Origin of the sequence: Arenimonas composti TR7-09 = DSM 18010 (assembly GCF_000426365.1) — a bacterium.
In the GTDB taxonomy this organism is placed as follows: domain Bacteria; phylum Pseudomonadota; class Gammaproteobacteria; order Xanthomonadales; family Xanthomonadaceae; genus Arenimonas; species Arenimonas composti.
In genome coordinates this window covers 42,351-66,037 of the sequence record NZ_AUFF01000011.1, presented here as the reverse complement: position 1 = coordinate 66,037, position 23,687 = coordinate 42,351, and the positions used below count along the sequence as shown (strand labels likewise).

Here is a 23,687-nt window from a genome sequence, read left to right as displayed (position 1 = left end):
GTGTGTAAGCAGGGCAACCTGTTGAGCTGACCAGTACTAATGATCCGTGCGGCTTGATCATATAACCTCAATCCGCTTCGGCCTCGACGCACGTCGACGGACCGTCGCCACGAACCTCGCTACTTCCCACCCCATGAGAGCGTGTGCGCGCACTCCCGCCAGACCACCGGCCGGAAACTCCGCGACCCTCCACCCTCTCCCTGGCGACCATAGCGCTGTGGAACCACCCGATCCCATCCCGAACTCGGAAGTGAAACGCAGCTGCGCCAATGGTAGTGTGGCCTAAGCCATGCAAGAGTAGGTCATCGCCAGGGGCTCTACCCCTAAAACCCCCGCCTATCGGCGGGGGTTTTTCTTTGCGCCGCAGAAAACCGCGGGTGCTACGGGCCGGCGCTGGCTGTGGTGTCGTCGGCGGCAACTCCGCAGCGGAGCGACCAGGCAGCTTCATGAATCCGTCGTGCATATGCGCACCCCCGTCACTGCCGCCGCGCATGGCGACGAGTCCTCGGGAATTTGCTAAACAGTCGACCATCCAGTTCGCCGGTGCCGACCATGTCGAGTTTCCCGCTCCGCCCCAACCGGCGAGGCGCTTCCCGCCTCGCGCTTTGTTTCGCCGCGGTCCTGATGACGGGCGCCGCCGAGGCGGCGATCGAACGGCATGGGCCCGCGTTCGCCCCGGTGTCCGCGGCCGCTGGCGGCGCGAATGGCCCGGTTCCCGGCGTCCAGGGGCGAACGCCGATCCGCCTGGACCGGGCCGCGCTGGAAGCCGCCGTTCGCGCTGGCGAACTCGAGCTGCCCTCCTCTGGTGCGACGCCACTCGTCGCGCATGATCTGGCGATGCGTGTCCGCGCCGATGGTCTGAGGGTGATCACCGGCCGCGTCGATACCCGTTTCGGGCCGCAGAGTGTGGTGCTGACGATCGGCGACGACGTCGCCTTCGGCACCATTCCGCAGTTCGAGGGCCCGGCTCTGCGTCTCGAAACCCGTCGGGGCGTGACCGCCCTCGTCGAGGGAGACGACGATCTGCCGGTGTTCGCGACGCCGACTCCGGACTTCGCGCTACCACCGGCTCCGACGCCCGAGGGGCGCGCGCAGCGGCGCCGGCAGGAGCAGGCTGCTGCCGCTGAAGGGTCGAGTCCGGCCGCGCCCGGCGATCCGGTGATCGACGTCGTGGTCGTCTACACGCCGATCCTCGTGCAGCTGTGGGGCTCGGTAGAGGCCGTGCACGCCCGCATTGCCCACCTCGAGGAAATCACCAACCAGTCCTACCTCGACAGCGACGTTCGTCAGAACGTGCGCGTCGTCGCCCGGCACATGGTCGACTACACGGTCAACAACGACAACGACGACGCCCTGTACGAGCTCACCGGCGCCGTCGTGGGGAAGCCCGAGTCGCTGCCGATCCGCAAGGAGGTGCTGCGCCTGCGTGACCTCTACGGTGCCGACCTCGTCGCCATGCTGCGCAATTTCGACCGCAGCTCGCAGAACAGCTGTGGCGTCGCCTGGCTCGCCGGCACAGGGGGATCCGCATTCACCGGAGACTGGGGCTTCTCCGTGACCTCGGACCACGGCTTCGCGAACGACAACTGCGGCGACTGGACGTTCGCGCACGAGCTCGGACACAACATGGGCTCGCATCACGACATGGAGACCGCCGACGGCGAGCCCGGGGCCTACGCCTACTCGCACGGCTTCCGCCGCACGCTGTCGCCGAGCGAGGGTTTCGCGACGATCATGGCCTACGACACCGGCCCGCAGGTGCGCATCGGCCGCTGGTCGAGTCCGCTGCACGGCGACTGCATGGGCCAGGTCTGCGGCAATGCCGCCGACGCCGACAACGTGCGCAGCCTCAACAACACGCGGACGATGGTCGCAGGCATCACACCCTCGTTGCCGTCGACGACGCTGCCGGAACTTTCGATCGGCGACACCAGCGTCGTCGAAGGCAACTCCGGCCAAGTCGATGCCCGCTTCGTGATCTCGCTGTCGAAGCCGAGCGCGACGCCGGTGACGGTCCAGCTCGCCACCATGTTCGGCAGTGCGATCGGCGCCGATTTCGTGCAGCAGACCGCCACGGTCACGATTTCCCCGGGCCAGACCAGCGTCACCCATGTCGTGAAGGTGCGCGGCGACACTGCGGTGGAAGTCGACGAGTATTTCGCACTCAATGCGATCTCGGCGACCGGCGCCCGTATCGTCGACGGCCAGGGCATCGCCAGGATCATCAACGACGAACCGACGCCGACGCTGTCGATGGACGACGCCACCGTCGACGAGGGCAACAGCGGCCGTCGCAACGCGGAGTTCCTCGTCCGCCTGTCGGCGCCGTCGGCGATGCCGGTCATGTTCGATTTCCACACGCACGAATACGCGCCCGGCCCGACCGCGGCGACCGCCGGCGTCGACTACGAGCTGGCGGAGTTCACCGACGTCACGATTCCGGCGGGAGCGACCTCCGTGCGGGTGTCGGTGCCCGTGCTCGGCGACACCACCGTCGAGGAGGACGAGCGCTTCTACGTGATGATCAACAATGTGCGAGGTGCCGCCGTCGGAGATGTGTTCGCGGTCGGCCGCATCCGCAACGACGACGGCGTACCTGCGCGGCCGGTCATCTCGATCGCGGGCGCGGACGTGGTCGAAGGCAATGCCGGCACGAAGACCGTCACGCTGCCGGTGACGCTGTCGGCACCGTCGACGGAGACCGTGTTGTTCACCGCGGTCAGCAGCAACGGCACCGCAACCGCGGGCAGCGACTACGACCAGGTCGCGTTCAATGGCCAGATTCCCGCCGGGCAGACCAGCGCCAGCGTCAGCGTGACGATTCGCGGTGACACGGTGGCCGAGCCCGACGAGACGTTCAGCGTCGCGCTGGTCAACATCGCGGGGGCGCGGCTCAGCGGTGGCAGTGCGGTCGTGCGCATCCTCGACGACGACGGCGGGACGCCGGTGCCGCTGCTGGTGCCGCGCGACGACCACGCGGTCGTGCTCATGAACTCGCCGGGCGCCACGCTGGACGTCCTCGCCAACGACGTCCTCACCGCCTCGCGCTTCGCGACCGGCAGTCTGGCGCTGAGCGTGGCACCGGCGCGTGGCACCGCGACGATCGACACCCGCGGCACCGCGAGCGCCGCCGACGACCGCATCGTCTACAGGCCGAACACCGATGTCGCGACGGACGACAGCTTCGTCTACCGCCTGTGCGAGAGCGAGGGCCGCTGCGCCACCGCGACCGTGACCCTCGTCGTGCGACCGCATGTCGGCGTCAGCGTCGGCAGCGATACCGGTGCGGGCTTCGCGGACATCGCCCTGGGCGGCATGCCTGCGATGCCCGACGCACAGTTCGCCGCCCGCGGCATCTTCGGATTGCCTCCGGTCGAGGTCGAACTGTCGGCGGATCCGACGCCGGAATCACCCTGGGATCTCGACGGCAACGGCACTTACGTCGCCGTCCATCCGGTGAACGCCGGCCACGATCGCCGCGTGCTCGTCGATGCGCGTTCACTCGACGCCGGCGACGTCGACGTGTATCTCGGCATCGACCTCGACGACGACGGTGTCGCGGAGCCGGGCGAAGTCCGCTGCACCGCCGCGACCGCCACCGCCGTCGAGCGTTGCGAGATGGCGATCGCCGACGGCGACCGCGCGTGGTGGCTGATGCTGCACGCGCGTGGTCCGGCGCAGCGGGCACGGGTCGAGGGTTTCGTCTACAGCGATGTCGCCGCGCGCAACGGCCCGGCCGTGGCCGCGACCGGCCCCGGCAGGCTCGCGGCCGGCGAGAGCTTCCCGGTGCGCGTGTTGTGGAATCGCCCGGAGCAGGCCGCCGGAGAGGCGGTGTACGCGATGCTCGAGATCGGCCATCCCGAAGGGGTGTCGCCGGTGCTCGTGCCGGTGCGGATCGAGCGCGCGGTCATCGCCGCGACCCCGTTGGCGCTGGAAGAGCGCGAGCAGCGGCTGCAACTGGTGCCGGGCGTTCGCCAGGACCGCCTGTACATCGACATTCCGCCCGGCACAGCGGCGCTCGACTTCACGGTGATGGCGCCGGATGGGCGTTTCGACCTGACCCTGATGCGCGTCTCCGACGGCTGGTCGTCCCCGCACATCGCGCCGGCGCCGGTGAGCGGTGCGCAGCAGTATCGCTGGGAGAACCAGGCCGGCGCCGTCTCGATGGCGATCGGCGATCCGACCGCCGGGCGCTGGTACCTCGTCGTCGACAACCGCAGTGCCCAGGCGCACGAGATCACCGTCAGCGCGTCCGTCATCGGCAGCGGCATCGCGCCTGCGCCGCGCGGCAGCTGGTTCAATCCCGACCGCGGCGGCCACGGCCTGCTGCTGTACCCGGCCGGCGGCGACTGGGCGGGCCTCTGGTACACCTATTTCCAGGACGGCAGTGCCACCTGGTACTACCTGCAGGGCCCGGCGCCCACCGGCAACGGCGTCTGGACAGGCGGCCTCTACCGCGCGGCCTGGAACGGCAGCAGCCACCGCCTGACCGCCGTCGGCCAGGCGTTCGTCACGCCGACCGCCGACGGCATGGTCTTCAGCTACCTGCTCGACGGCGAGTACGGCTCCGAGCGCCTGCAGCCGCTGGGCTGGGGCTGCCCGACGCTGGCCGGGGCGCCGCTCGACGTCAGCTCGCACTGGTTCAACCCGGCCCGTGCCGGCACCGGTTACAGCGTGCAGATGTGGGAGAACTACGAGTTCTACGCCGCCTTCGTCTACGACGGCCGCGGCGTGCCGCGCTTCCTCACTGCCGAAGCGGCACCGTTCGCCGGCGCCGATGCGGTGATGGCGCTGGAGCAGCTGCGTGGCTTCTGTCCGCTGTGCGAGCGCAGCGGTGCGCCGGCCCGCTTCGACGTCGGCAACCTGCGCCGGCGCTTCTCCGGCGGCAGCTTCGCGGAGATCGAACTCGACGCGATCTGGACCGACGGGGTGCCCGGGGCATGGACCGCCGACGAGCCGGTCGAGCCGCTCGGTGGCCCGAGCTCGCTGCAGGGTTGCCTGCCGCCCTGAAACGTCGCCGCGGCGGCGTGGCACCGCCGCGGCTCCCCCGATGAGCGGCGCTGTCGGCGCCGCCATCGGCAGGGCCCGCCAACGCCTTCCGCGACTTGTCCCGGCCAGACCCGGGAGGCTATAATTTTGCGCCTTCCGCGGGGGCCTTCGGGTTCCAGCCTTTCGGATCCATCGTGTCCAACTCCCTGGCCTCCGGCCGCCGTATCGCCCGCAGGGCCGCCTTGCTGCAACTGGCTGCAGGCGTGCTGGCGGCGATGGTCGCGGGCCTGGTCAGGGACATGGACGCAGCGGCCGGCGCCCTCTCGGGTGCGACGGCCGCGGCACTGGGGACGGAGGCGATGGCCAGGGTGGCCCTCGGCGGCGGGATCCAGCCGGCGCGCGTGATCCATCTGCGCATGGCCGTCGGGATGTTGCTGAAGTGGCTGCTGGTGATCGTCGTGCTCTACCTGGCGATCGTTCCCTGGCGGTTGCCGCCGCTGGCCGTTCTTTCCGGCCTGGTGGTGGCGATGCTGGTGTTCCCGCTGGCGCACTTGCCGGCTCGTAGTGGCGAACAGAAGACAAGGTGACGAGTGAGCGCTGAATCCGGAACCGGTGGTGTCACCGGCTACATCAAGCATCACCTCCATCACGCCCAGTGGAATTTCGGCGACGGGGCGTTCTGGACGATCAACGTCGACTCGGTGGCGTTCCTGCTGCTCGCGGCCGTCGTGTTCCTCACGATCTTCCTGAGCACCGCGCGCAAGGCGACGCCGGGCGTGCCGGGCAAGCTGCAGTGCGCGGTCGAGATGTTCGTCACCGGCATCGACGGTCTCGTCAAGGAAACCTTCCACGGCCGCAGCGCCTACATCGCGCCGCTGGCGGTGACGATCTTCGCGCTCGTGTTCCTGATGAACTTCATGGACATGATCCCGGTCGACTGGCTGCCGGCCCTGTGGGGCAAGGGCGCCGAACTCTCCGGCCACGATCCGGAGCACGCCTACCTGCGCGTCGTGCCGACCGCCGACCTCAACACGACCCTGGGCATGTCGCTGGGCGTGTTCTTCCTGATCCACTGGTTCGGCCTGAAGCACAAGGGCCTGGGCCTGTTCGTCGCCGAGGCGTTCACCGCGCCGTTCCACGCCGAGGGCGTCGTCGGCAAGATCCTGCTGGCGCCGGCCAACCTGCTGCTGCGCGTGATCGAGGAACTGGTCCGCCCGCTGAGCCTGAGCCTGCGACTGTTCGGCAACATGTACGCCGGCGAGCTGATCTTCATCCTGATCGCGGTGATGACGCTCGGCGGCGCCGTCAACGAGGCGATGACCTGGATGATGGCGCCGGTGCAGTTCGTCGCCGGCTTCGTGTGGACCGCGTTCCACATCCTGGTCATCACGCTGCAGGCCTTCATCTTCATGATGCTCACCGTCGTCTACCTGTCGATGGCGAGCGAGAAGCACTGATCCACCGTTTTTCCTTCGTTCCACCCTCAACCTTCCAACACAGCGTCAGACGGAGAGCAACATGCAGAACATCAACCTTATCGCCGACGTGATGAGCATGACGGTCATCGCGGCGGGCCTGCTGATCGGCCTCGGCGCGCTGGGCACCGCGATCGGCTTCGCGATCCTCGGCGGCAAGTTCCTGGAAGGCGCCGCGCGTCAGCCGGAGCTGACCCCGATGCTGCAGACCAAGATGTTCATCGTCGCCGGCCTGCTGGACGCCGTGCCGATCATCGGCGTCGCCATCGCCCTGCTGCTGATCTTCGCCAACCCGTTCCTGGCCACCCTCGGCGGCTGATCCGCCCCTCGGTGAGCACCGGCCTGCCGGCGGCGCGAGCCGCCGGCGCACAGGAGTAGGACATGGATATCAATTTCACCCTGGTCGTCCAGGGCATCGCGTTCTTCGCGGTCGCCTGGGTGGTGATGAAGTTCGGCTGGCCGCACATCATGGCGGCGATCGAACAGCGTCAGCAGCAGATCGCCGAAGGCCTCGCCGCCGCCGACCGCGCCCGCAAGGAACTCGCGCAGGGCGAGGAGAAGGTCGCCGAGGAACTGCGCCAGGCGCGCACCAAGGCCAACGAGATCATCGAGCAGGCGCATGCCCGCGCGAACCAGATCGTCGACCAGGCGAAGGCCGAGGCGATCGCCGAAGCCGCGCGCCAGAAGGCGCTCGCCGAGGCCGAGATCGTCGCCGCCGCGAACCGCGCCAAGGAAGACCTGCGTCGCCAGGTGTCCGCGCTCGCGGTCGCCGGCGCCGAGAAGCTGATCCGCAAGGAGATCGACGGCAACGCCCACAAGGCGCTGCTGGACGAGCTCGCCGCCGAGATCTGATCCGACATGAGCCAGGCCCTGACCCTCGCCCGTCCCTACGCCCGTGCCGCTTTCGCGCTGGCGAAGGAAGCCTCCCGCCTGCCGCAGTGGTCGCAGATGCTCGGCTTCGCCGCGCAGGCCGCGGCGGTGCCGGGCGTGCAGAGCGCGATCGGCAACCCGATGTCGCAGGACGAGCAGCTCGTCGAGCTGCTGCTGCCGCCGGGTGAACCCGATCCGCAGTTCTGCGACTTCCTCGCGGTGCTCGCCGAAAACGGCCGCCTGCCGCTGCTGCCGGAGATCGCCGGCCTGTTCGACGAACTGCGCGCGGAAGCCGAGCGTGTCGTCAAGGCCACGGTGACCTCGGCGCAGCCGCTCGACGGTGCCGCGCTGGAGCAGCTGCGCGCCTCGCTGCGCCGCCGCTTCGGCCAGGACGTCGAAGTCGCCACCGCGGTCGATCCGGCGCTGATCGGCGGCGCGGTGATCGACGCCGGCGACGTGGTCATCGACGGCTCGCTCCGCACCAAGCTGGCGCGCCTCGGCGCGGCGCTCGCGAACTGATCCTCACGTTTTTCCTTCGAACCAAGCGCCGGCGCGAGCCGGACGATCCAGGGACATCCCCATGCAGACGCTCAACCCGTCCGAAATCAGCGAACTGATCAAGGCCCGCATCGAAAAGGTCAAGCTGGCCGCCGAGGCCCGCAACGAAGGCACCGTGACTTCGGTGTCCGACGGCATCGTGCGCATCCACGGCCTGGCCGACGTGATGCAGGGCGAAATGATCGAGCTGCCGAACGCCACCTACGCGCTGGCGCTGAACCTGGAGCGCGACTCGGTCGGCGCCGTGGTCCTGGGCGACTACGAGCACCTGCGCGAGGGCGACGTGGCCAAGACCACCGGCCGCATCCTCGAAGTGCCGGTCGGTCCGGAGCTGCTGGGCCGCGTCGTCAACGCGCTCGGCGAGCCGATCGACGGCAAGGGCCCGATCAACGCCTCGCTGACCGCGCCGGTCGAGAAGGTCGCGCCGGGCGTCATCGCCCGCAAGTCCGTCTCGCAGCCGGTGCAGACCGGTTACAAGTCCGTCGACTCGATGATCCCGATCGGCCGCGGCCAGCGCGAGCTGATCATCGGCGACCGCCAGACCGGCAAGACCGCCCTGGCCGTCGACGCCGTGATCAACCAGAAGTCGACCGGCGTGAAGTGCATCTACGTCGCGATCGGCCAGAAGGCCTCGACCATCGCCAACATCGTCCGCCGCCTCGAGGCGAACGGCGCGCTGGCGCACACCATCGTCGTCGCCGCCACCGCTTCCGAGTCGGCCGCGATGCAGTACATCAGCGCCTACTCGGGCTGCACGATGGGCGAGTACTTCCGCGACCGCGGCGAAGACGCGCTGATCGTCTACGACGACCTGTCCAAGCAGGCCGTGGCCTACCGCCAGATCTCGCTGCTGCTGCGCCGCCCGCCGGGCCGCGAAGCCTACCCGGGCGACGTGTTCTACCTGCACTCGCGCCTGCTCGAGCGCGCCGCGCGCGTCAATGAGGAGTACGTCGAGAAGTTCACCAACGGCGCCGTGAAGGGCAAGACCGGCTCGCTGACCGCGCTGCCGATCATCGAGACCCAGGCCGGTGACGTCTCGGCGTTCGTGCCGACCAACGTGATCTCGATCACCGACGGCCAGATCTTCCTCGAGACCGACCTGTTCAACGCCGGTATCCGCCCTGCCGTGAACGCCGGCATCTCGGTGTCGCGCGTCGGTGGCGCCGCGCAGACGAACATCATGAAGAAGCTCTCGGGCGGCATCCGTATCGCCCTGGCGCAGTACCGCGAGCTGGCGGCCTTCGCGCAGTTCGCCTCCGACCTCGACGAGGCGACCCGCAAGCAGCTCGAGCGCGGCCAGCGCGTCACCGAGCTGATGAAGCAGAAGCAGTACGCGCCGATGAACATCGCGCAGATGGCGATCTCGATCTACGCCGCGAACGAGGGCTACCTCGACGACGTGCCGCTGAACAAGATCCTCGCGTTCGAAGCCGGCCTGCACGCGCACCTGAGCAACACCCAGGGCGCGCTCGAGCAGAAGATCGTCGACAGCGGCGCCTGGGACAAGGACATCGAGGCGTCGTTCAAGCAGATCATCTCCGAGTACAAGGCCACCGGCAGCTGGTGATCGATCATGTAGGAGCGGCTTGAGCCGCGATTTGGCGCCTTCAGAAGAGCATCGCGCCTGAAGGCGCTCCTACGAGAGCAGCGTAAGGAAGGAACATGGCAGGCGGCAGGGAAATCAAGTCCAAGATCAAGAGCGTGCAGAACACCCGCAAGGTGACGCGCGCGCTCGAGATGGTCTCCGCTTCGAAGATCCGCAAGGCGCAGGACCGCATGAAGCAGTCGCGCCCGTACGCGCGCCTCATGCGTCAGGTGATCGGCCACGTCGCGAAGGCGAACTCCGAGTACGTGCATCCGTTCCTGGCCGCGCGCGAGCAGGTCAAGCGCGTCGGCTACGTCATCGTCTCGACCGACCGCGGCCTCGCCGGCGGCCTGAACTCGGTGATGTTCCGCAAGATCATCGCCGACATGCGCGCCTGGCAGGAGAAGGGCGCCGAGATCGACGTGGTCTGCATCGGCCAGAAGGCCACGGTGTTCTTCCGTCGCCTGCAGCTGAACCTGCTGGCCTCGGTGACCCACCTCGGCGAGAAGCCGGAGCTGTCCAAGCTGGTCGGCGTCGTCAAGGTGATGCTCGACGGTTACGCCGAGGGCCGCGTCGACCGCGTGTTCCTGGCGTACAACGACTTCGTCAACACGATGAGCCAGAAGCCGACGCTGGACCAGCTGCTGCCGCTGCCGGCCTCCGAGTCGCTCGAGTCGCGCCACGACTGGGACTACCTGTACGAGCCGGACGCGCAGACCGTGCTCGACCACGTGCTGACGCGCTACGTCGAATCGCTGGTCTACCAGGCGGTGCTCGAGAACCTCGCCTCCGAACACGCGGCGCGCATGGTGGCGATGAAGGCCGCCTCCGACAACGCGACGAAACTGATCGGCACGCTGAACCTGATCTACAACAAGGCGCGGCAGGCCGCGATCACCCAGGAAATCTCCGAGATCGTCGGCGGCGCCGCCGCCGTCTAAGAAAATGTAGGAGCGGCTTCAGCCGCGATCGCTCTTTCGCGCGAACCGTTCAACCAGAATCGCTTTCCAGAGGAAACCACCATGAGTCAGGGCAAGATCGTTCAGATCATCGGCGCCGTCGTCGACGTCGAGTTCGCGCGCGCCGACGTGCCGAAGATTTACGACGCACTGAAGGTGCAGGGCACGGAGATCACCCTCGAGGTCCAGCAGCAGCTGGGCGACGGCGTCGTGCGCACCATCGCCCTCGGCTCGACCGACGGCCTGAAGCGCAACCTGGTCGCCGAGAACACCGGCCGCGCCATCTCGGTGCCGGTCGGCCTCGGCACCCTGGGCCGCATCATGGACGTGCTCGGCAACCCGATCGACGAAGTCGGCCCGGTGAAGGCCGACACCACGTGGGAAATCCACCGCGCCGCCCCGTCCTACGAGGACCAGGCCTCGACCACCGAGCTGCTCGAGACCGGCATCAAGGTCATCGACCTGATGTGCCCGTTCGCGAAGGGCGGCAAGGTCGGCCTGTTCGGCGGCGCCGGCGTCGGCAAGACCGTCAACATGATGGAGCTGATCAACAACATCGCGACCGAGCACTCGGGCCTGTCGGTGTTCGCGGGCGTCGGCGAGCGTACCCGTGAGGGCAACGACTTCTATCACGAGATGCAGGAGTCGGGCGTCGTCAACGTCGCCGAGCCGGAGAAGTCGAAGGTGGCGATGGTGTACGGCCAGATGAACGAGCCGCCGGGCAACCGCCTGCGCGTCGCGCTGACCGGCCTGACGATGGCCGAGTACTTCCGCGACGAGGGCCGTGACGTGCTGCTGTTCGTCGACAACATCTACCGCTACACACTGGCCGGTACCGAAGTGTCGGCGCTGCTGGGCCGCATGCCGTCGGCCGTCGGTTACCAGCCGACCCTGGCCGAGGAAATGGGCGTCCTGCAGGAGCGCATCACCTCGACCAAGACCGGCTCGATCACCTCGATCCAGGCCGTGTACGTGCCCGCGGACGACCTGACCGACCCGTCGCCGGCGACCACCTTCGCCCACCTCGACGCCACCGTCGTGCTGTCGCGAAACATCGCCTCGCTGGGTATCTACCCGGCCGTCGACCCGCTGGACTCGACCTCGCGCCAGCTGGACCCGAACGTGATCGGCAACGAGCACTACGACACCGCCCGCCGCGTGCAGTCCACGCTGCAGAAGTACAAGGAGCTCAAGGACATCATCGCGATCCTGGGCATGGACGAGCTGTCGGAAGACGACAAGCTGGCGGTGTCGCGCGCCCGCAAGATCGAGCGCTTCTTCTCGCAGCCGTTCACCGTGGCCGAGGTCTTCACCGGCGCCAAGGGCAAGTACGTGTCGCTGAAGGAGACGATCCGCGGCTTCAAGATGATCTGCGACGGCGAGTGCGATTCGCTGCCGGAGCAGGCCTTCTACATGGTCGGCGGCATCGACGAAGCCTTCGAGAAGGCCAAGAAGCTGCAGGCCGCGGCCTGATCCCGGCGTAGGGAGTAAGAGATGGCATCCACGATCCGTTGCGACATCGTCAGCGCCGAGGAAGAGATCTTCCAGGGCGACGTGCAGATGGTCGTCGCCACCGGCGAGATGGGCGAGCTCGGCATCGCGCCGCGGCACGCCCCGCTGATCACCCGCCTGAAGCCGGGCAATGTCCGGCTGACGCTGGCGAACGGCGAGGAGCTGGTGATCTACGTGTCCGGCGGCATCCTCGAGGTGCAGCCGCAGGTCGTGACGGTGCTCACCGACACCGCGATCCGCGGCACCGACCTCGACGAGGCGGCCGTGCTCAAGGCCAAGGAAGAGGCCGAGCGCATCCTCGCCGGCCGCGGCGAAGCCCAGGACCTCGCCGAGGCGCAGCAGCGGCTCATCGAGACCCAGGCGCAGCTGCAGGCGCTCGCCCATCTCAAGCGCAGCCTCAAGCACTGAGGCTTCGCCGCCGGCGTCGACCGGCTCCGCAACCAGAAACGCCGACCTCCGGGTCGGCGTTTTCTCTGGCGGATCCGCTACCCCCCTCCTGCGGTCGCCTGCCTCCTGCTCCGGAACACCCAGTAGCGCAGCACCAGGAAACTGACGCCGGCCAGCACACCCTCGACGAAGGGCTTGGCCAGCCACGACCAGTGCAGGCCGAACGCGTCCGCTGCCTTCGCCACCAGCAGCGTGCTGGCGGCGGTCAGCGTCGTCCAGCTGATCACGAAGCGCAGCAGCGCGCGACCGTGCAGGTGATGGCCCTGGGCATCGGCGAAGGTCCAGCGCCCGTGCGCCCAGAACCCCAGCGACACGCCGGCGAGCCGGCCGGCGATGTTCGCCACCACGACCGGCGTCCCCAACGCGCTCGCGGCGATGTAGACCAGCGAATCGAGGCCCAGCTGCGCGAAGCCGACGACCAGGAAGCGGAGAAACTGGCGCGGCAGTGCGGGCGAGGGTGAAGTCACGCGCGGATGCTAGCAGCGCCGCGCTGCAGCGCCGATACTTGCGGCCGGAGGAATCCCATGTCCCGTCATTCCCTGCACGTCATCGTCCTCGCCGCCGGCGAGGGCAAGCGCATGAAGTCGTCCGTCCCGAAGGTGCTGCAGAAGGTCGCCGGCCGGCCGATGCTCGCCCACGTCGTCGCCAGCGCCCGCGCGCTCGGCGCCGCCGGCATCCACATCGTCTACGGCCACGGCGGCGACCAGGTGCGCGCCGCGTTCGCCGACGACGCCACGCTGCACTGGGCGCACCAGGCCGAACAGCTCGGCACCGGCCATGCGGTGCTGCAGGCGATGCCGGCGGTACCCGAGAACGGCGTGGTGCTGGTGATGTACGCCGACGTGCCGCTGATCGGCGTCGACACGCTGCAGGGACTGCTGGAGGCCGGCCGCGAGGGCCCGGCCGTGCTCGCCGACACCCTCGCCGATCCGACCGGCTACGGCCGCGTGATCGTCGACGGCAACGGCGACGTGCAGCAGATCGTCGAGCAGAAGGACGCCAGCGAACAGCAGCGCGCGGTGAAGCTGGTCAACACCGGCATCGTCGTCGCCCCGGCCGCCGACCTGCGCCGCTGGCTCGCCCGCCTCGGCAACGACAATGCCCAGGGCGAGTACTACCTCACCGACATCTTCGCGATGGCGCGCGCCGACGGCCGTCCGGCGAAGGTCGCGCTGTGCCGGCATTCCGGCGAGGCCGAAGGCGCCAACGATCCGCTGCAGCTCGCGCGTCTCGAGCGCATGTACCAGCGTCGCGTCGCCGAGGGCCTGATGCGCGAGGGGGTGCGCCTCGCCGACCCCGCGCGCTTCGACGTCCGCGGCGACGTGACCGTCGGGCGGGACGTCGAGATCGACGTCGACGTGATCCTCGAAGGCCGCGTTCGCCTCGCCGACGGCGTGCGCATCGGTCCGTTCTGCCGCCTCAGGGATGTCGACCTGGGGCCCGGCACGGTCGTCGCCGCGCACTGCGACCTCGACGGCGTGATCGCCGACGGTGCCGCGACGATCGGCCCGTTCGCGCGTCTGCGGCCGGGCACCGGCCTCGCCGACGGCGTGCACGTCGGCAACTTCGTCGAGACCAAGAACACCCGCCTCGGCCGCGGCAGCAAGGCCAACCACCTCACCTACCTCGGCGACGCCGAGATCGGCGCCGCGGTGAACGTCGGCGCCGGCACGATCACCTGCAACTACGACGGCGTGAACAAGTGGAAGACGACGATCGGCGACGGCGCCTTCATCGGCTCCAACTCGTCGCTGGTCGCGCCGGTGACGATCGGCGAAGGCGCGACGATCGGCGCCGGTTCGGTGATCACGAAGACCGCGCCGGACGGCATGCTCAGCGTCGCGCGCGGCCGGCAGGTGACGATCGAAGGCTGGAAGCGCCCGGCGAAGAGCGATCGCGGCTGAAGCCGCTCCTACAGGGGCAGCGGCAGCGACATCACCACCACCAGGCCACCGCCCTCGCGGTTGGCGAGGCCGATCCGGCCGCCGTGCGCCTCGGCGATCTCACGCGCCAGCGCCAGGCCGAGGCCGGTGCCGCTGCGCTTCGTGGAGTAGAAGGGCACGAGCGCGTTCTCGAGCACCGCGTCGCTCATGCCGGTGCCGCGGTCCATCACCTCGATGCGCAGCAGGCCTGGCTGGCGGCGCACGCGCAGCGTCACGGCCTCCGGCGCCGAGCCGGATTCGTGGGCGTTCTTCAGCAGGTTCAGCAGCGCCTGTTCCATCTGCGCCTGGTCGAGGCGGGAGGGCTCGTCGGGCAGCTCGCCGTCGACCACGAACTCCACCTGGCTGCGCAGCCGGTCGACGAACAGTGGCCACGCCACCGGCTCCAGCCGCGGCGTCGGCAACTTCGCGAAACGCGCGTAGCCGCGGATGAAACCCTCGAGGTGGCGGGCGCGTTCCTCGATCGTCGCGAAGATCGCCTCCAGCCGCGCGGTCTGGCCGCGCCGGGTCAGTTCGGCGCCGGAATGCGCCAGCGAAGCGACCGGCGCCAGCGAGTTGTTGAGCTCGTGGCTGATCACCCGGATCACCTTCTTCCAGGTCTGCACTTCCTGCCGCCGCAGTTCGCTGGTCAGGTGGCGCAGCAGCAGCAGTTCGTGCGGCCGGCCGTTGAGCCGGAAGGCGCGGCGGGCGAGGTGGAACACTTCCTCCTCGTCGCCTTCGCCGACCGCGAACAGGCCGTCGCCACCGCGCTGCACCGCCTCGCGCAGCGGCACCGCGGCCGCCGCGAGCAGCGTTTCCAGCGCCAGTCCCTCGAGCTTGCGGCCGCCGTTGAGCAGGCGCCGCGCGGCCAGGTTGCCGTAGACCACGTGGCCGCCGTCGCCGACGAGCAGCATCGCCACCGGCGTGTTCTGCACCATCGTGTCGAGCAGCAGCTCGCGCTGCACCAGCGACAACCGCTGTTCGCGCAGCACGCCGCCGAGTTCGTTGTGGGCGTCGACGAGGTCGCCGAGCTCGTCGCGGTGTTTCCAGCGCAGGCCGAAACCGAAGTCGCCGTCGCGGTAGCTCAGCGCGGTGCCGGCCAGCGCCCGGAACAGCGACAGCGCCGGCGCCACCGCCCGCCGCGCCAGCAGCAGCGACAGCGGCAGGCAGACGATCAGCGCGATGCACGCGGCCAGCAGCACGCTGTCGAAGAAGTGGTCGAACAGCAGCGTCAGCGTGACCGCCAGCACCGACACGCCGGCACAGACCAGGGCGATGTGGCCGGCGATCGATCGGCGCGGTGCCACGCGGTCAGGGCCGGGCGATGCCCAGCCGCTCCATGCGCCGGTACAGCGCCTGCCGGCTCAGGCCGAGCTCCGCCGCCGCCTGCGCGACGACGCCACCGGCGCGCGCCAGCGCCTGCTCGATGACTTCGCGGTCGGGTTCGGCGTCGCCGTTGCCGGCGATCGTGCCGGCCGGATTCGCCGGCGGCGGCAGGCCGAGGTCGCCGGCGCCGATGCGTTCGCCGGCGGCCAGCAGCGCCGCGCGCTGCATCACGTTCTTCAGCTCGCGCACGTTGCCCGGCCACGGATGCCGCAGCAATGCCGACGCGGCGTCGTCGCCGAGGCTGCGGCCGGGCGGCAGGAAGCGCGCCGCCAGCGGCAGGATGTCACGCGGCCGCTCGGCCAGCGGCGGCAGCGCGATCTCGATGACGTTGAGCCGGTAGTAGAGATCCTCGCGGAAGCTGCCGGCGCGGATCATCCCGGACAGGTCGGCATTGGTCGCGCTGATCACCCGCACCTTGACCTGCTTCTCGCGGTTCGAGCCGAGGCGCGCGAAGCGGCCGGTCTCGAGCACGCGCAGCAGCTTCATCTGCCCGGCCGGCGGCAGGTTGCCGATTTCGTCGAGGAACAGGGTGCCGCCGTCGGCAGCCTCGAACTTGCCCTCGCGTGCCTTGCCGGCCCCGGTATAGGCGCCGGCCTCGGCGCCGAAGAGCTCGGCTTCGATCAGCTCACTCGGCAGCGCGCCGCAGTTGAGCGTCACGAACGGACCTTCGCGCACCAGCGAGTTGGCCTGCACGATCTCGGCGATCTTCTCCTTGCCGGCGCCGTTCGGGCCGGTGATCAGCACCGGCACGTCGGAACGCGCGACCTGGCAGGCCAGGCTCAGCACCCGCTCCATCGCCGGGTCGGCCCAGACGAGCCCGCGCAGGTCGTATTTCGCCTCGAGGGCGTGCCGCTGCCGGCGTTCGCTGCGGGCACGTTCGCCGAGCGCGCGGGTGGCCTGGCCGAGCTCGAGCAGGTTGGCGACCGCGGCGAGCAGCTTGCGATCGTCCCAGGGTTTGGCGAGGTAGTCGGCGGCGCCCGCGCGCACCAGGTCGACCGCCGATTCCAGATGCGTCCACGCCGTCATCAGGATCACCGGCAGGTCCGGACGCAGCGCGCGGATCTCGCGGAACAGCGCCTGGCCTTCCTCGCCGGAGGTGGTGTCGGCGGTGAAGTTCATGTCCTGGATCACCAGGTCGACCGCCTCGTCGCGGAGGAGGGCCAGGCCCTCCTCCGGCGAGGTCGCGCAGAGCGTGCGCAGGTCGTGCAGCGAGAACAGGATTTCCAGCGCGGTGCCGACCGTCGGGTTGTCGTCGATCACCAGGATCGTGGCGTTGCTCGCTGCGCGCATGCGGTTAGCCTAACTCAGGCCGTGCGCGTGGCGGTCGCCGGCGGCACCGCGGCGGCGCGCCAGGCGGGGCCCGCGACCGCGAGCAGGCCGAGCACCCACATCGCCACCATCGTGACGCCGAGATAGGCGACCGGCAGGCGCGGGATCTCCAGCTCGCCGACCAGGAAGTTGTTCAGCGCCAGCGCCAGGCCGAGGCCGACGACGATGCCGCCGGTGGTGATCAGCACGTTCTCGACCAGGAAGTAGCGCAGGATGTCGTGCTTCATCGCCCCGAGGGCGCGGCGCACGCCGATCTGCTTGCGGCGCTGGTTCACCCACAGGCTGGCCATGCCGACGATGCCGCTGGCGGTGATCATCAGCAGGAACACCGTGACCGCGATCAGCAGCCCGGCCATCAGGTTCTCGCCGGAGTAACGGCTCTCGCGGGCTTCGGCGAAGGTGCGGCGGTTGAGCAGCACACGGTCGTTGCGCAGCGCCAGCAGCGCTTCCTCGACGGCCGTCATCGCCCGGTCCTGCTGGCCGGGCTCGGTGCGGACCGCGTAGCGGGTGAACGGGTCCAGGTAGTGGATCGGACCGATCATGCTGCTCTCCGCGCGGTCGCTCGCCGGCGCGCTCGGGCTCTGCAGTTTCTCGACCACGCCGACGATGCGCACCGCGGACGCGTCCGGGCTGTTGCCCAGGTAGAACGTGCGGCCGGCGAAGCTGGTCTCGCCCGGGAACAGCGCCTCGCCGAGCGCGCGGGTGACGATCACGACGTCCGGGTTGCGACGTTCGACCGCCGGGTTGTACTCGATGTACTCCTCCGGGGTGAAGTTGCGGCCCTCGATCAGGTTCAGGCCGAACACGTCGACGACCGACTCGCCCTGGCCGTCGAAATAGAACGTGGCGCTGACCGAGCTTTCGGTCTGCCCGCGCTCGGCGACCAGGCCGCCCCAGTTCCAGCTCGACTGGCCGAGCGGGATCTGGTTCACCCAGGTCGCCGAGACGACGCCCGGCACGGCCCGGATGGCCTCGAGGTCGCGCCGCTGCATTTCCTTGATGTCGCTGATCTGGCGGTGCGGATAGAAGCGGATCTCGCTGAGGTTCCGCTCGTCGGCGCCGGTCGGGCGCGCGGCGGTCGCGAGGCGGTCGCGGATGATGTACAGCGCGTTGCAGACGATGGCCAGCGTCAGCGCCACCTGCGCCGCGATCAGCAGCGGCGCGGTCTTGTTGCGCATCATCGCGGAGATGATCGGACGGATTTCCATGGCGTTCCTCACTGGCTCTTGAGTTGCAGGGCGGGCACCACCTGGCAGGCGCGCCAGGTCGGCAGCAGGCCGGCGAGCAGGCTGGCGGCGATCGACAGCGCGACGGCGGTGCCGAGCATCGCGCCGTCGATCCGGGTGACCAGGGCGATGCTTTCGTCGAGCGCGCGGATGTAGGCGAGCGCGCCGAAGGTCAGGCCGAGGCCGACGCCGGCGCCGACCAGGCCGATCACGCCGGCTTCGGTCAGGTACTGGGTGAACACGTCGCGGCGGGTCGCGCCGAGCGCGCGGCGCACGCCGATCTCGCCGGGGCGGGCGCTGAACTTCGCGAGCAGCAGGCCGACGGTGTTCACCAGGCACACCAGCAGGAAGGCGAAGGCCAGCCAGGTCGAGGTGCGGGTGTCGTCGCTGACCACCTCGTTGAAGTCCAGCCACTCCATGACGTCGTACAGGCGGAAGTTGACCGGGCGCGTATAGCGGCCGAGTGCCTTCTGCTCGTTGATGTAAGCGTTCAGGTAGTCGGCGTACTCCTGCCGCTTCGACGCGCTCTCGAGTTCGACCCAGTACTGGATCCACACGCACTCGGAAGCGACCAGGCCCTGAAAGCCGGGGCCGGACTCGCTGCTGCAGTCGATGCTGCCGTTGACCTGCAGCTCGCGGTTCACCGCGGTGCGGAACGGCATGTACACGTCCTCGGACTCCGAGAACGAGCTGTTGCCGATCAGGCGGTAGAACTTCGGCACGGGGTTCCAGGTGTCGACGACGCCGATCACCTGGTAGTCGACGTCGGAGATGCGGATCGTCTGCCCGACCGCGTTCACGCCGGCGCCGAACACGCGCTCCGACAGCTCGCGGCCGATGACCACGACGGCGGCGCCGCGGCGGTCGTCGTCGGCGCTCCAGGCCTGGCCGTGCAGGAAGGGCACGTCGAACATCGCGAAGAAGTCGCGACCGACGGCGACGCCGCTGCTGAAGAACGGCGGCAGGTCGGCGCGTCCGGAGTCGATCGCCGGGCCGATGCCGTACAGCGGCGTCTGCAGCGCGCCCTTCGCCTGGTCCCACAGGTTGACGGCGTCGGTGTGGCTGACCTGGCGCGGCGGCTCGCCGCTGCCGTCGAGCTCCTCGCCGGGACCGTTGTCGAGCAGCGGCACGAACAGGCGGTCGGACTTGCCCGGGATCGGGTTGCCGGACATGCCGTGCAGCAGGGTCAGGGTCGTCATGCTGGCGGCGACGCCGACCGACAGCGTCAGCACCATCAGGATCGTCAGCACCGGATTGCGGCGCAGGCTGCGGAAGCCCAGGCCGAGGTAGTAGGTGAACATGTCGACCTCCTCAGGCGCGCGGGCCGGGCTCGGCGCCGGCTTCGGCACGGGTGGCGGCGACCGCGGCGGCGAGGCTGCGCGCGGTTTCGTGGGTCAGGTCGGACACCTGGCCGTCGATGATGTGCACGTTGCGGTGCGCGCGCGCGGCGAGCTCCGGGTCGTGCGTGACCATCAGGATCGTGGTGCCGCCGGCGTTGATCTCCTCGAGCAGTTCCATGACGCCGCGCGCCATCTGCGTGTCCAGGTTGCCGGTCGGTTCGTCGGCGAGCAGGACCTTCGGCGAACCGGCGAGCGCGCGCGCGATCGCCACGCGCTGCTGCTGGCCACCGGACAGCTCGGCCGGGTAGTGCTTCATGCGCGAGGCCAGGCCGACCTGGGCCAGCGCTTCCTCGATGCGCTTGCGGCGCTCGGCGGCGCCGAAGCCGCGGTAGCGCAGCGGCACGTCGACGTTGTCGAACAGGTTCAGGTCGGGGATCAGGTTGAAGCCCTGGAAGATGAAGCCGAGCTTCTCGTTGCGCAGCCGCGAGCGCTTGCCGTCGTCCAGGCCGCGGACGTCGACGCCGTCGAGCCAGTACTCGCCGCCGCTGAACTCCTCGAGCAGGCCGGCGATGTTGAGGAAGGTCGTCTTGCCGGAGCCGGACGGGCCGGTGACCGCGACGAACTCGCCTTCCTTGACGTGGATGTCGAAGCCACGCAGCGCGTGCGTCTCGATCATGTGGGTGCGGTAGACCTTGCTCAGGTTGTTCATGCGCAGCATGGCGGCGTCCTTCTCGGGGCGTGGGGCGTGGGTCGGGGAGGGATCATTCGTTGACCGAGACGCGCTCGGCGTCGCGGAAGTTGTCGGTGCCGGCGATCACGACGCGGTCGCCCGGCTGCAGGCCGGCGCTGACCTCGACCGCGGAAACGCTGGTGGCGCCGAGGGTGATCGGCGTGCGCACGGCGACGTCGCCGTCCATCACGTAGGCGAAGCGGCCGCCGTGCGCCTCGACGAACGGACCGCGGGTCACCATGACCACGTCGGGACGTTCCTCGAACAGCACCCGCGCCGAGACGCGCTGGTTCTGGCGCAGGCCCGGCGGCTGCTCGCCGTCGAAGCGCACGCGTGCCAGTACCTGGTTGCTCACGACCTCGGGCGAAATCGCCGATATCTTGCCGGTCGCGTTGACGGCGCCGATGCGCACTTCCGCGGACATGCCCAGGCCGAGGTCTTCGGCATAGGTCTCCGGAATCGCCAGCTCGACCTCCAGCTGCGACAGGTCGACCACCGTCATCAGCGGCGCGTTCTGCGCGACCACCGCGCGGTCGACGATGTTCAGCGTGCCGATGATGCCGTCGACCGGCGCGCGCACGTTCAGCTCGTCGACGCGGCGCTCGATGTCGGCGAACACCAGGCGCTGGCGCGCCAGCAGCTGCTCCTGCGTGCGCAGCGCCAGTTCGACGTCGCGCGATTCCAGGCCGGAAGCGGTCGCCGCGTGCTTCGCGCGGATCTCGGCGCTGGCCATCGCGTCGCGGGCGCGCAGCAGGTCGACCTCGGGGATCGCGCCGAGTTCGTAGCCACGCTCGGCGCGCTGCAGGTCGCGGCTGGCGGCCAGGCGCACGACCTCGGCGTCGTCGGCCTCGCGGCGGGCGAGCAGGCTGGCCTTCTGCGCGAGGATGCGCTGGCGGGCGACCTCGGCCTCCATCTGCACGAGGGTGGCGCGCTCGCGCTCGAGTTCGTTCTGCAGGTCCGGCGAATCGATCACCGCCATCACGTCGCCGCGCTTCACGGTGTCGCCGGCCTGGATCTTCAGGGCGACGGTGCCGCCGGCCGGGGCGTACAGGGTCGGGCTGACGGCGGCGACGACGCGGCCGTTGACCGCGGCGTCGCGCACGAGGGTACCGCGGGTCACCTCGGCGAAGCGCAGGCGCTCGCCGGACACCGAGCGCGCGCTGTCCAGCCAGCCCGACATCGCCCAGCCGAGCAGCAGCACGCCGACGATGCCGGCGGAGGCGAACACGACGGGGCGGCGGCTGCGCGGCGCGGCGGCCGGCTGGATGCTGCGGTCCTGGGCGGAGGTGTCGCGAATCATGGTCTTCCCTGCGGGTGGAGGCGTCCGGGGCCTACGATGCAGGACCCGTGCCAACCGCAAGGCATTGAAATGAAAGGGCAACTCGGCTGGGGATGGGCGTCCGCCGGCGTCCGGCGGACGTCCGCGGCGCACTGGAGCAGGGCGTCGGTCCGGATTCCCGTAAACTCCGTCCGATCGTTACAGGGGAAAGCCCAGACCTATGTGCGGAATCGTCGGAATCAGCGCCCAGCGCAACATCGTCCACCACCTGATCCAGGGCCTCGCCTCGCTCGAGTACCGCGGCTACGACTCGGCCGGCGTGGCGATGGTCGCCGCCGACGGCATCGCCCGCATCCGCGCGAAGGGCAAGGTGCGCGACCTGCAGGCGCTGCAGGTCGAGACCGGCCTCGACGGCCACTGCGGCATCGCCCACACCCGCTGGGCGACCCACGGCGTGCCCAGCGAGATCAATGCCCACCCGCACGTGTCCGGGCACGTCAGCGTCGTCCACAACGGCATCATCGAGAACCACGCGCCGCTGCGCGAGGAGCTGCGCGCCGAGGGCTACGAGTTCGTGTCGCAGACCGACACCGAGGTGATCGCGCATCTGGTCGAACGCGCCCAGCGCGGCGGCCTGTCCCTGCTGCAGGCGGTGCAGGACACCGTGAAGCGCCTGCACGGCGCCTACGCGATCGCGGTCGTCTCCTCGCGCGAACCCGACGTGGTGATCGGCGCGCGCTACGGCGCCCCGCTGATCGCCGGCCTCGGCGAGGGCGAGCAGTACCTGGCCTCGGACGTGCACGCGCTGCTGCCGCTGACCCGCCGCTTCATCTATCTCGAGGAAGGCGACGTCGTCGAGGTCCGCCGCGACAGCCTGCGCGTGTTCGACGTCGGCGGCGCCGAGGTGCAGCGCGAGGTCAAGGAATCGCACTTCAACGCCGATGCCGTCGAGCGCGGCGAGTTCGCCCATTACATGCTCAAGGAGATCCACGAGCAGCCGCAGGCGGTCGCCGACACCCTCGAGGGCCGCATCGCCGGCGGCAAGGTGCTGACGCAGATCTTCGGCGTCGACGCCGAGCAGCTGCTGGCGCAGACGCGCGCGGTGCACATCATCGCCTGCGGCACGAGCTATCACGCCGGCCTGGTCGCGCGTTACTGGATCGAGCAGCTGGCCGGCGTGCCGTGCACGACCGAGATCGCCAGCGAATACCGCTACCGCGATCCGGTGGTCCAGGACGGCACCCTGTTCCTGACGATTTCGCAGTCCGGCGAGACCGCCGACACGCTGGCGGCGCTGAAGCTCGCGAAGGAAAAGGGCTATCACGCGCAGTTCGCCGTCTGCAACGTGCCGGAATCGTCGATCGTGCGCGAGTCGAAGCTGGTGCTGATGACCCGCGCCGGCCCGGAGATCGGCGTCGCGTCGACGAAGGCCTTCACCACGCAGCTGGTCGCGCTGGCGCTGTTCGCGCTCGAGCTCGGCCGCGCCAAGGGTCTCGATGGCGAGCGTTACGCCGACGGCGTGCGCCAGCTCGAACACCTGCCGGCGCTGATCGTCGAGACGCTGAAGCTCGACGACGAGATCCGCGAGCTCGCCGAGGCCTTCGCCAGCAAGCAGGACGCGCTGTTCCTCGGCCGCGGCACGCACTGGCCGGTGGCGATGGAAGGCGCGCTCAAGCTCAAGGAGATCAGCTACATCCACGCCGAGGCCTACGCCGCCGGCGAACTCAAGCACGGACCGCTGGCGCTGGTCGACGACAGCATGCCGGTGATCGCGGTGATGCCGAACGACCGCCTGATCGACAAGCTGAAGTCCAACCTCGAGGAAGTGCGCGCCCGCGGCGGCAAGCTCTACGCCTTCGTCGACGAGACGGTCGCGCACGGGCTCGACGCCGCGCGCGTGGTCGTGCTGCCGGCGGCCGGCGAGATCGCCGCGCCGGTGGTGTCGACGATTCCGCTGCAGCTGCTGGCCTACCACGTCGCCGTGCTGCGCGGCACCGACGTCGACCAGCCGCGCAATCTGGCGAAGTCCGTCACCGTCGAGTGAGCGGCGCCGCGCCGGCCGCGGCGACGGCCGCGGGTGGCA

Annotated in this window: 19 protein-coding genes and 1 rRNA gene; 13 read left to right on the top strand and 7 right to left on the bottom strand. The window is 69.6% G+C overall.

The features are described from left to right. The first annotated feature begins 199 nt into the window (after positions 1-199). From rrf to K311_RS0112220, 11 genes are all read left to right on the top strand, one after another. Positions 200-314, top strand: a 5S ribosomal RNA gene (rrf, locus tag K311_RS0112270). A 523-nt stretch (positions 315-837) separates the two neighbouring features. Next, a complete protein-coding gene (locus K311_RS0112265; RefSeq protein ID WP_161627318.1) occupies positions 838-5,010 on the top strand; it encodes a Calx-beta domain-containing protein in 4,173 nt (1,390 codons plus the stop codon). Positions 5,011-5,183: 173 nt separating this feature from the next. Beyond that, a complete protein-coding gene (locus tag K311_RS16810; protein WP_051240093.1) occupies positions 5,184-5,576 on the top strand; it encodes an ATP synthase subunit I in 393 nt (130 codons plus the stop codon). A gap of 3 nt (positions 5,577-5,579) precedes the next feature. After that, a complete protein-coding gene (atpB, locus tag K311_RS0112255; protein ID WP_043798115.1) occupies positions 5,580-6,446 on the top strand; it encodes a F0F1 ATP synthase subunit A in 867 nt (288 codons plus the stop codon). A gap of 61 nt (positions 6,447-6,507) precedes the next feature. Further along, positions 6,508-6,783, top strand: a complete 276-nt coding sequence (gene atpE, locus K311_RS0112250) for a F0F1 ATP synthase subunit C (protein ID WP_026817558.1) — start codon at positions 6,508-6,510, stop codon at positions 6,781-6,783. Positions 6,784-6,845: 62 nt separating this feature from the next. Continuing rightward, complete coding sequence (locus K311_RS0112245) at positions 6,846-7,316, top strand: F0F1 ATP synthase subunit B (RefSeq protein ID WP_026817557.1); 471 nt, start codon at positions 6,846-6,848, stop codon at positions 7,314-7,316. A 6-nt stretch (positions 7,317-7,322) separates the two neighbouring features. After that, on the top strand, positions 7,323-7,853 hold the full coding sequence (locus tag K311_RS0112240) for a F0F1 ATP synthase subunit delta (RefSeq protein ID WP_026817556.1): 531 nt from the start codon (positions 7,323-7,325) through the stop codon (positions 7,851-7,853). 61 nt (positions 7,854-7,914) lie between these two features. Beyond that, positions 7,915-9,459, top strand: coding sequence for a F0F1 ATP synthase subunit alpha (gene atpA, locus K311_RS0112235; RefSeq protein ID WP_043798117.1), 1,545 nt, complete (start codon positions 7,915-7,917; stop codon positions 9,457-9,459). A 95-nt stretch (positions 9,460-9,554) separates the two neighbouring features. Next, positions 9,555-10,418: a F0F1 ATP synthase subunit gamma gene (gene atpG, locus K311_RS0112230; protein ID WP_026817554.1), complete on the top strand. Its 864-nt coding sequence runs from the start codon at positions 9,555-9,557 to the stop codon at positions 10,416-10,418. A gap of 81 nt (positions 10,419-10,499) precedes the next feature. Continuing rightward, positions 10,500-11,909: a F0F1 ATP synthase subunit beta gene (gene atpD / locus K311_RS0112225; RefSeq protein WP_026817553.1), complete on the top strand. Its 1,410-nt coding sequence runs from the start codon at positions 10,500-10,502 to the stop codon at positions 11,907-11,909. A gap of 21 nt (positions 11,910-11,930) precedes the next feature. Further along, positions 11,931-12,356, top strand: a complete 426-nt coding sequence (locus K311_RS0112220) for a F0F1 ATP synthase subunit epsilon (RefSeq protein WP_026817552.1) — start codon at positions 11,931-11,933, stop codon at positions 12,354-12,356. 77 nt (positions 12,357-12,433) lie between these two features. On the opposite strand, the gene K311_RS0112215 is transcribed toward K311_RS0112220, so the two are convergent. Further along, positions 12,434-12,862, bottom strand: coding sequence for a GtrA family protein (locus K311_RS0112215; protein ID WP_043798122.1), 429 nt, complete (start codon positions 12,860-12,862; stop codon positions 12,434-12,436). Positions 12,863-12,919: 57 nt separating this feature from the next. On the opposite strand from K311_RS0112215, the gene glmU reads away from it, so the two are divergent. Beyond that, the gene (gene glmU / locus K311_RS0112210; RefSeq protein ID WP_026817550.1) at positions 12,920-14,299 is read left to right on the top strand and encodes a bifunctional UDP-N-acetylglucosamine diphosphorylase/glucosamine-1-phosphate N-acetyltransferase GlmU; all 1,380 of its coding nucleotides are present in this window, start codon (positions 12,920-12,922) and stop codon (positions 14,297-14,299) included. Positions 14,300-14,307: 8 nt separating this feature from the next. Here glmU and K311_RS0112205 read toward each other — a convergent pair whose 3' ends face one another. From K311_RS0112205 to K311_RS0112180, 6 genes are read right to left on the bottom strand one after another with little or no spacing between them, the layout of a single operon-like run. Continuing rightward, a complete protein-coding gene (locus K311_RS0112205; protein WP_051240091.1) occupies positions 14,308-15,621 on the bottom strand; it encodes a sensor histidine kinase in 1,314 nt (437 codons plus the stop codon). 4 nt (positions 15,622-15,625) lie between these two features. Beyond that, complete coding sequence (locus K311_RS0112200; RefSeq protein ID WP_043798124.1) at positions 15,626-16,990, bottom strand: sigma-54-dependent transcriptional regulator; 1,365 nt, start codon at positions 16,988-16,990, stop codon at positions 15,626-15,628. A gap of 14 nt (positions 16,991-17,004) precedes the next feature. After that, entirely contained in the window at positions 17,005-18,237 is a 1,233-nt protein-coding gene (locus K311_RS0112195; RefSeq protein ID WP_026817547.1) for an ABC transporter permease, read from the bottom strand. Between the two features lie 8 nt (positions 18,238-18,245). Then, positions 18,246-19,556, bottom strand: a complete 1,311-nt coding sequence (locus tag K311_RS0112190) for an ABC transporter permease (protein ID WP_026817546.1) — start codon at positions 19,554-19,556, stop codon at positions 18,246-18,248. Positions 19,557-19,566: 10 nt separating this feature from the next. Then, positions 19,567-20,313 (bottom strand): ABC transporter ATP-binding protein, encoded by a 747-nt coding sequence (locus tag K311_RS0112185; protein ID WP_026817545.1) that lies wholly within the window; start codon positions 20,311-20,313, stop codon positions 19,567-19,569. A 43-nt stretch (positions 20,314-20,356) separates the two neighbouring features. Continuing rightward, complete coding sequence (locus K311_RS0112180) at positions 20,357-21,625, bottom strand: efflux RND transporter periplasmic adaptor subunit (RefSeq protein ID WP_026817544.1); 1,269 nt, start codon at positions 21,623-21,625, stop codon at positions 20,357-20,359. A 199-nt stretch (positions 21,626-21,824) separates the two neighbouring features. Here K311_RS0112180 and glmS point away from each other — a divergent pair, with 199 nt between their 5' ends. Next, on the top strand, positions 21,825-23,648 hold the full coding sequence (glmS, locus tag K311_RS0112175) for a glutamine--fructose-6-phosphate transaminase (isomerizing) (protein WP_026817543.1): 1,824 nt from the start codon (positions 21,825-21,827) through the stop codon (positions 23,646-23,648). Positions 23,649-23,687 lie beyond the last annotated feature (39 nt).

Coding starts and splice junctions, on each gene's coding strand:
- K311_RS0112265 (WP_161627318.1), top strand. CDS start 838: ATGCGTGTCCGCGCCGATGGTCTGAGGGTGATCACCGGCCGCGTCGAT.
- K311_RS0112200 (WP_043798124.1), bottom strand. CDS start 16,990: ATGCGCGCAGCGAGCAACGCCACGATCCTGGTGATCGACGACAACCCG.
- glmU (WP_026817550.1), top strand. CDS start 12,920: ATGTCCCGTCATTCCCTGCACGTCATCGTCCTCGCCGCCGGCGAGGGC.
- K311_RS0112220 (WP_026817552.1), top strand. CDS start 11,931: ATGGCATCCACGATCCGTTGCGACATCGTCAGCGCCGAGGAAGAGATC.
- K311_RS0112180 (WP_026817544.1), bottom strand. CDS start 21,625: ATGATTCGCGACACCTCCGCCCAGGACCGCAGCATCCAGCCGGCCGCC.
- K311_RS0112245 (WP_026817557.1), top strand. CDS start 6,846: ATGGATATCAATTTCACCCTGGTCGTCCAGGGCATCGCGTTCTTCGCG.
- glmS (WP_026817543.1), top strand. CDS start 21,825: ATGTGCGGAATCGTCGGAATCAGCGCCCAGCGCAACATCGTCCACCAC.
- atpG (WP_026817554.1), top strand. CDS start 9,555: ATGGCAGGCGGCAGGGAAATCAAGTCCAAGATCAAGAGCGTGCAGAAC.
- K311_RS0112185 (WP_026817545.1), bottom strand. CDS start 20,313: ATGCTGCGCATGAACAACCTGAGCAAGGTCTACCGCACCCACATGATC.
- K311_RS0112195 (WP_026817547.1), bottom strand. CDS start 18,237: ATGGAAATCCGTCCGATCATCTCCGCGATGATGCGCAACAAGACCGCG.
- K311_RS0112190 (WP_026817546.1), bottom strand. CDS start 19,556: ATGTTCACCTACTACCTCGGCCTGGGCTTCCGCAGCCTGCGCCGCAAT.
- atpE (WP_026817558.1), top strand. CDS start 6,508: ATGCAGAACATCAACCTTATCGCCGACGTGATGAGCATGACGGTCATC.
- atpA (WP_043798117.1), top strand. CDS start 7,915: ATGCAGACGCTCAACCCGTCCGAAATCAGCGAACTGATCAAGGCCCGC.
- atpD (WP_026817553.1), top strand. CDS start 10,500: ATGAGTCAGGGCAAGATCGTTCAGATCATCGGCGCCGTCGTCGACGTC.
- K311_RS0112240 (WP_026817556.1), top strand. CDS start 7,323: ATGAGCCAGGCCCTGACCCTCGCCCGTCCCTACGCCCGTGCCGCTTTC.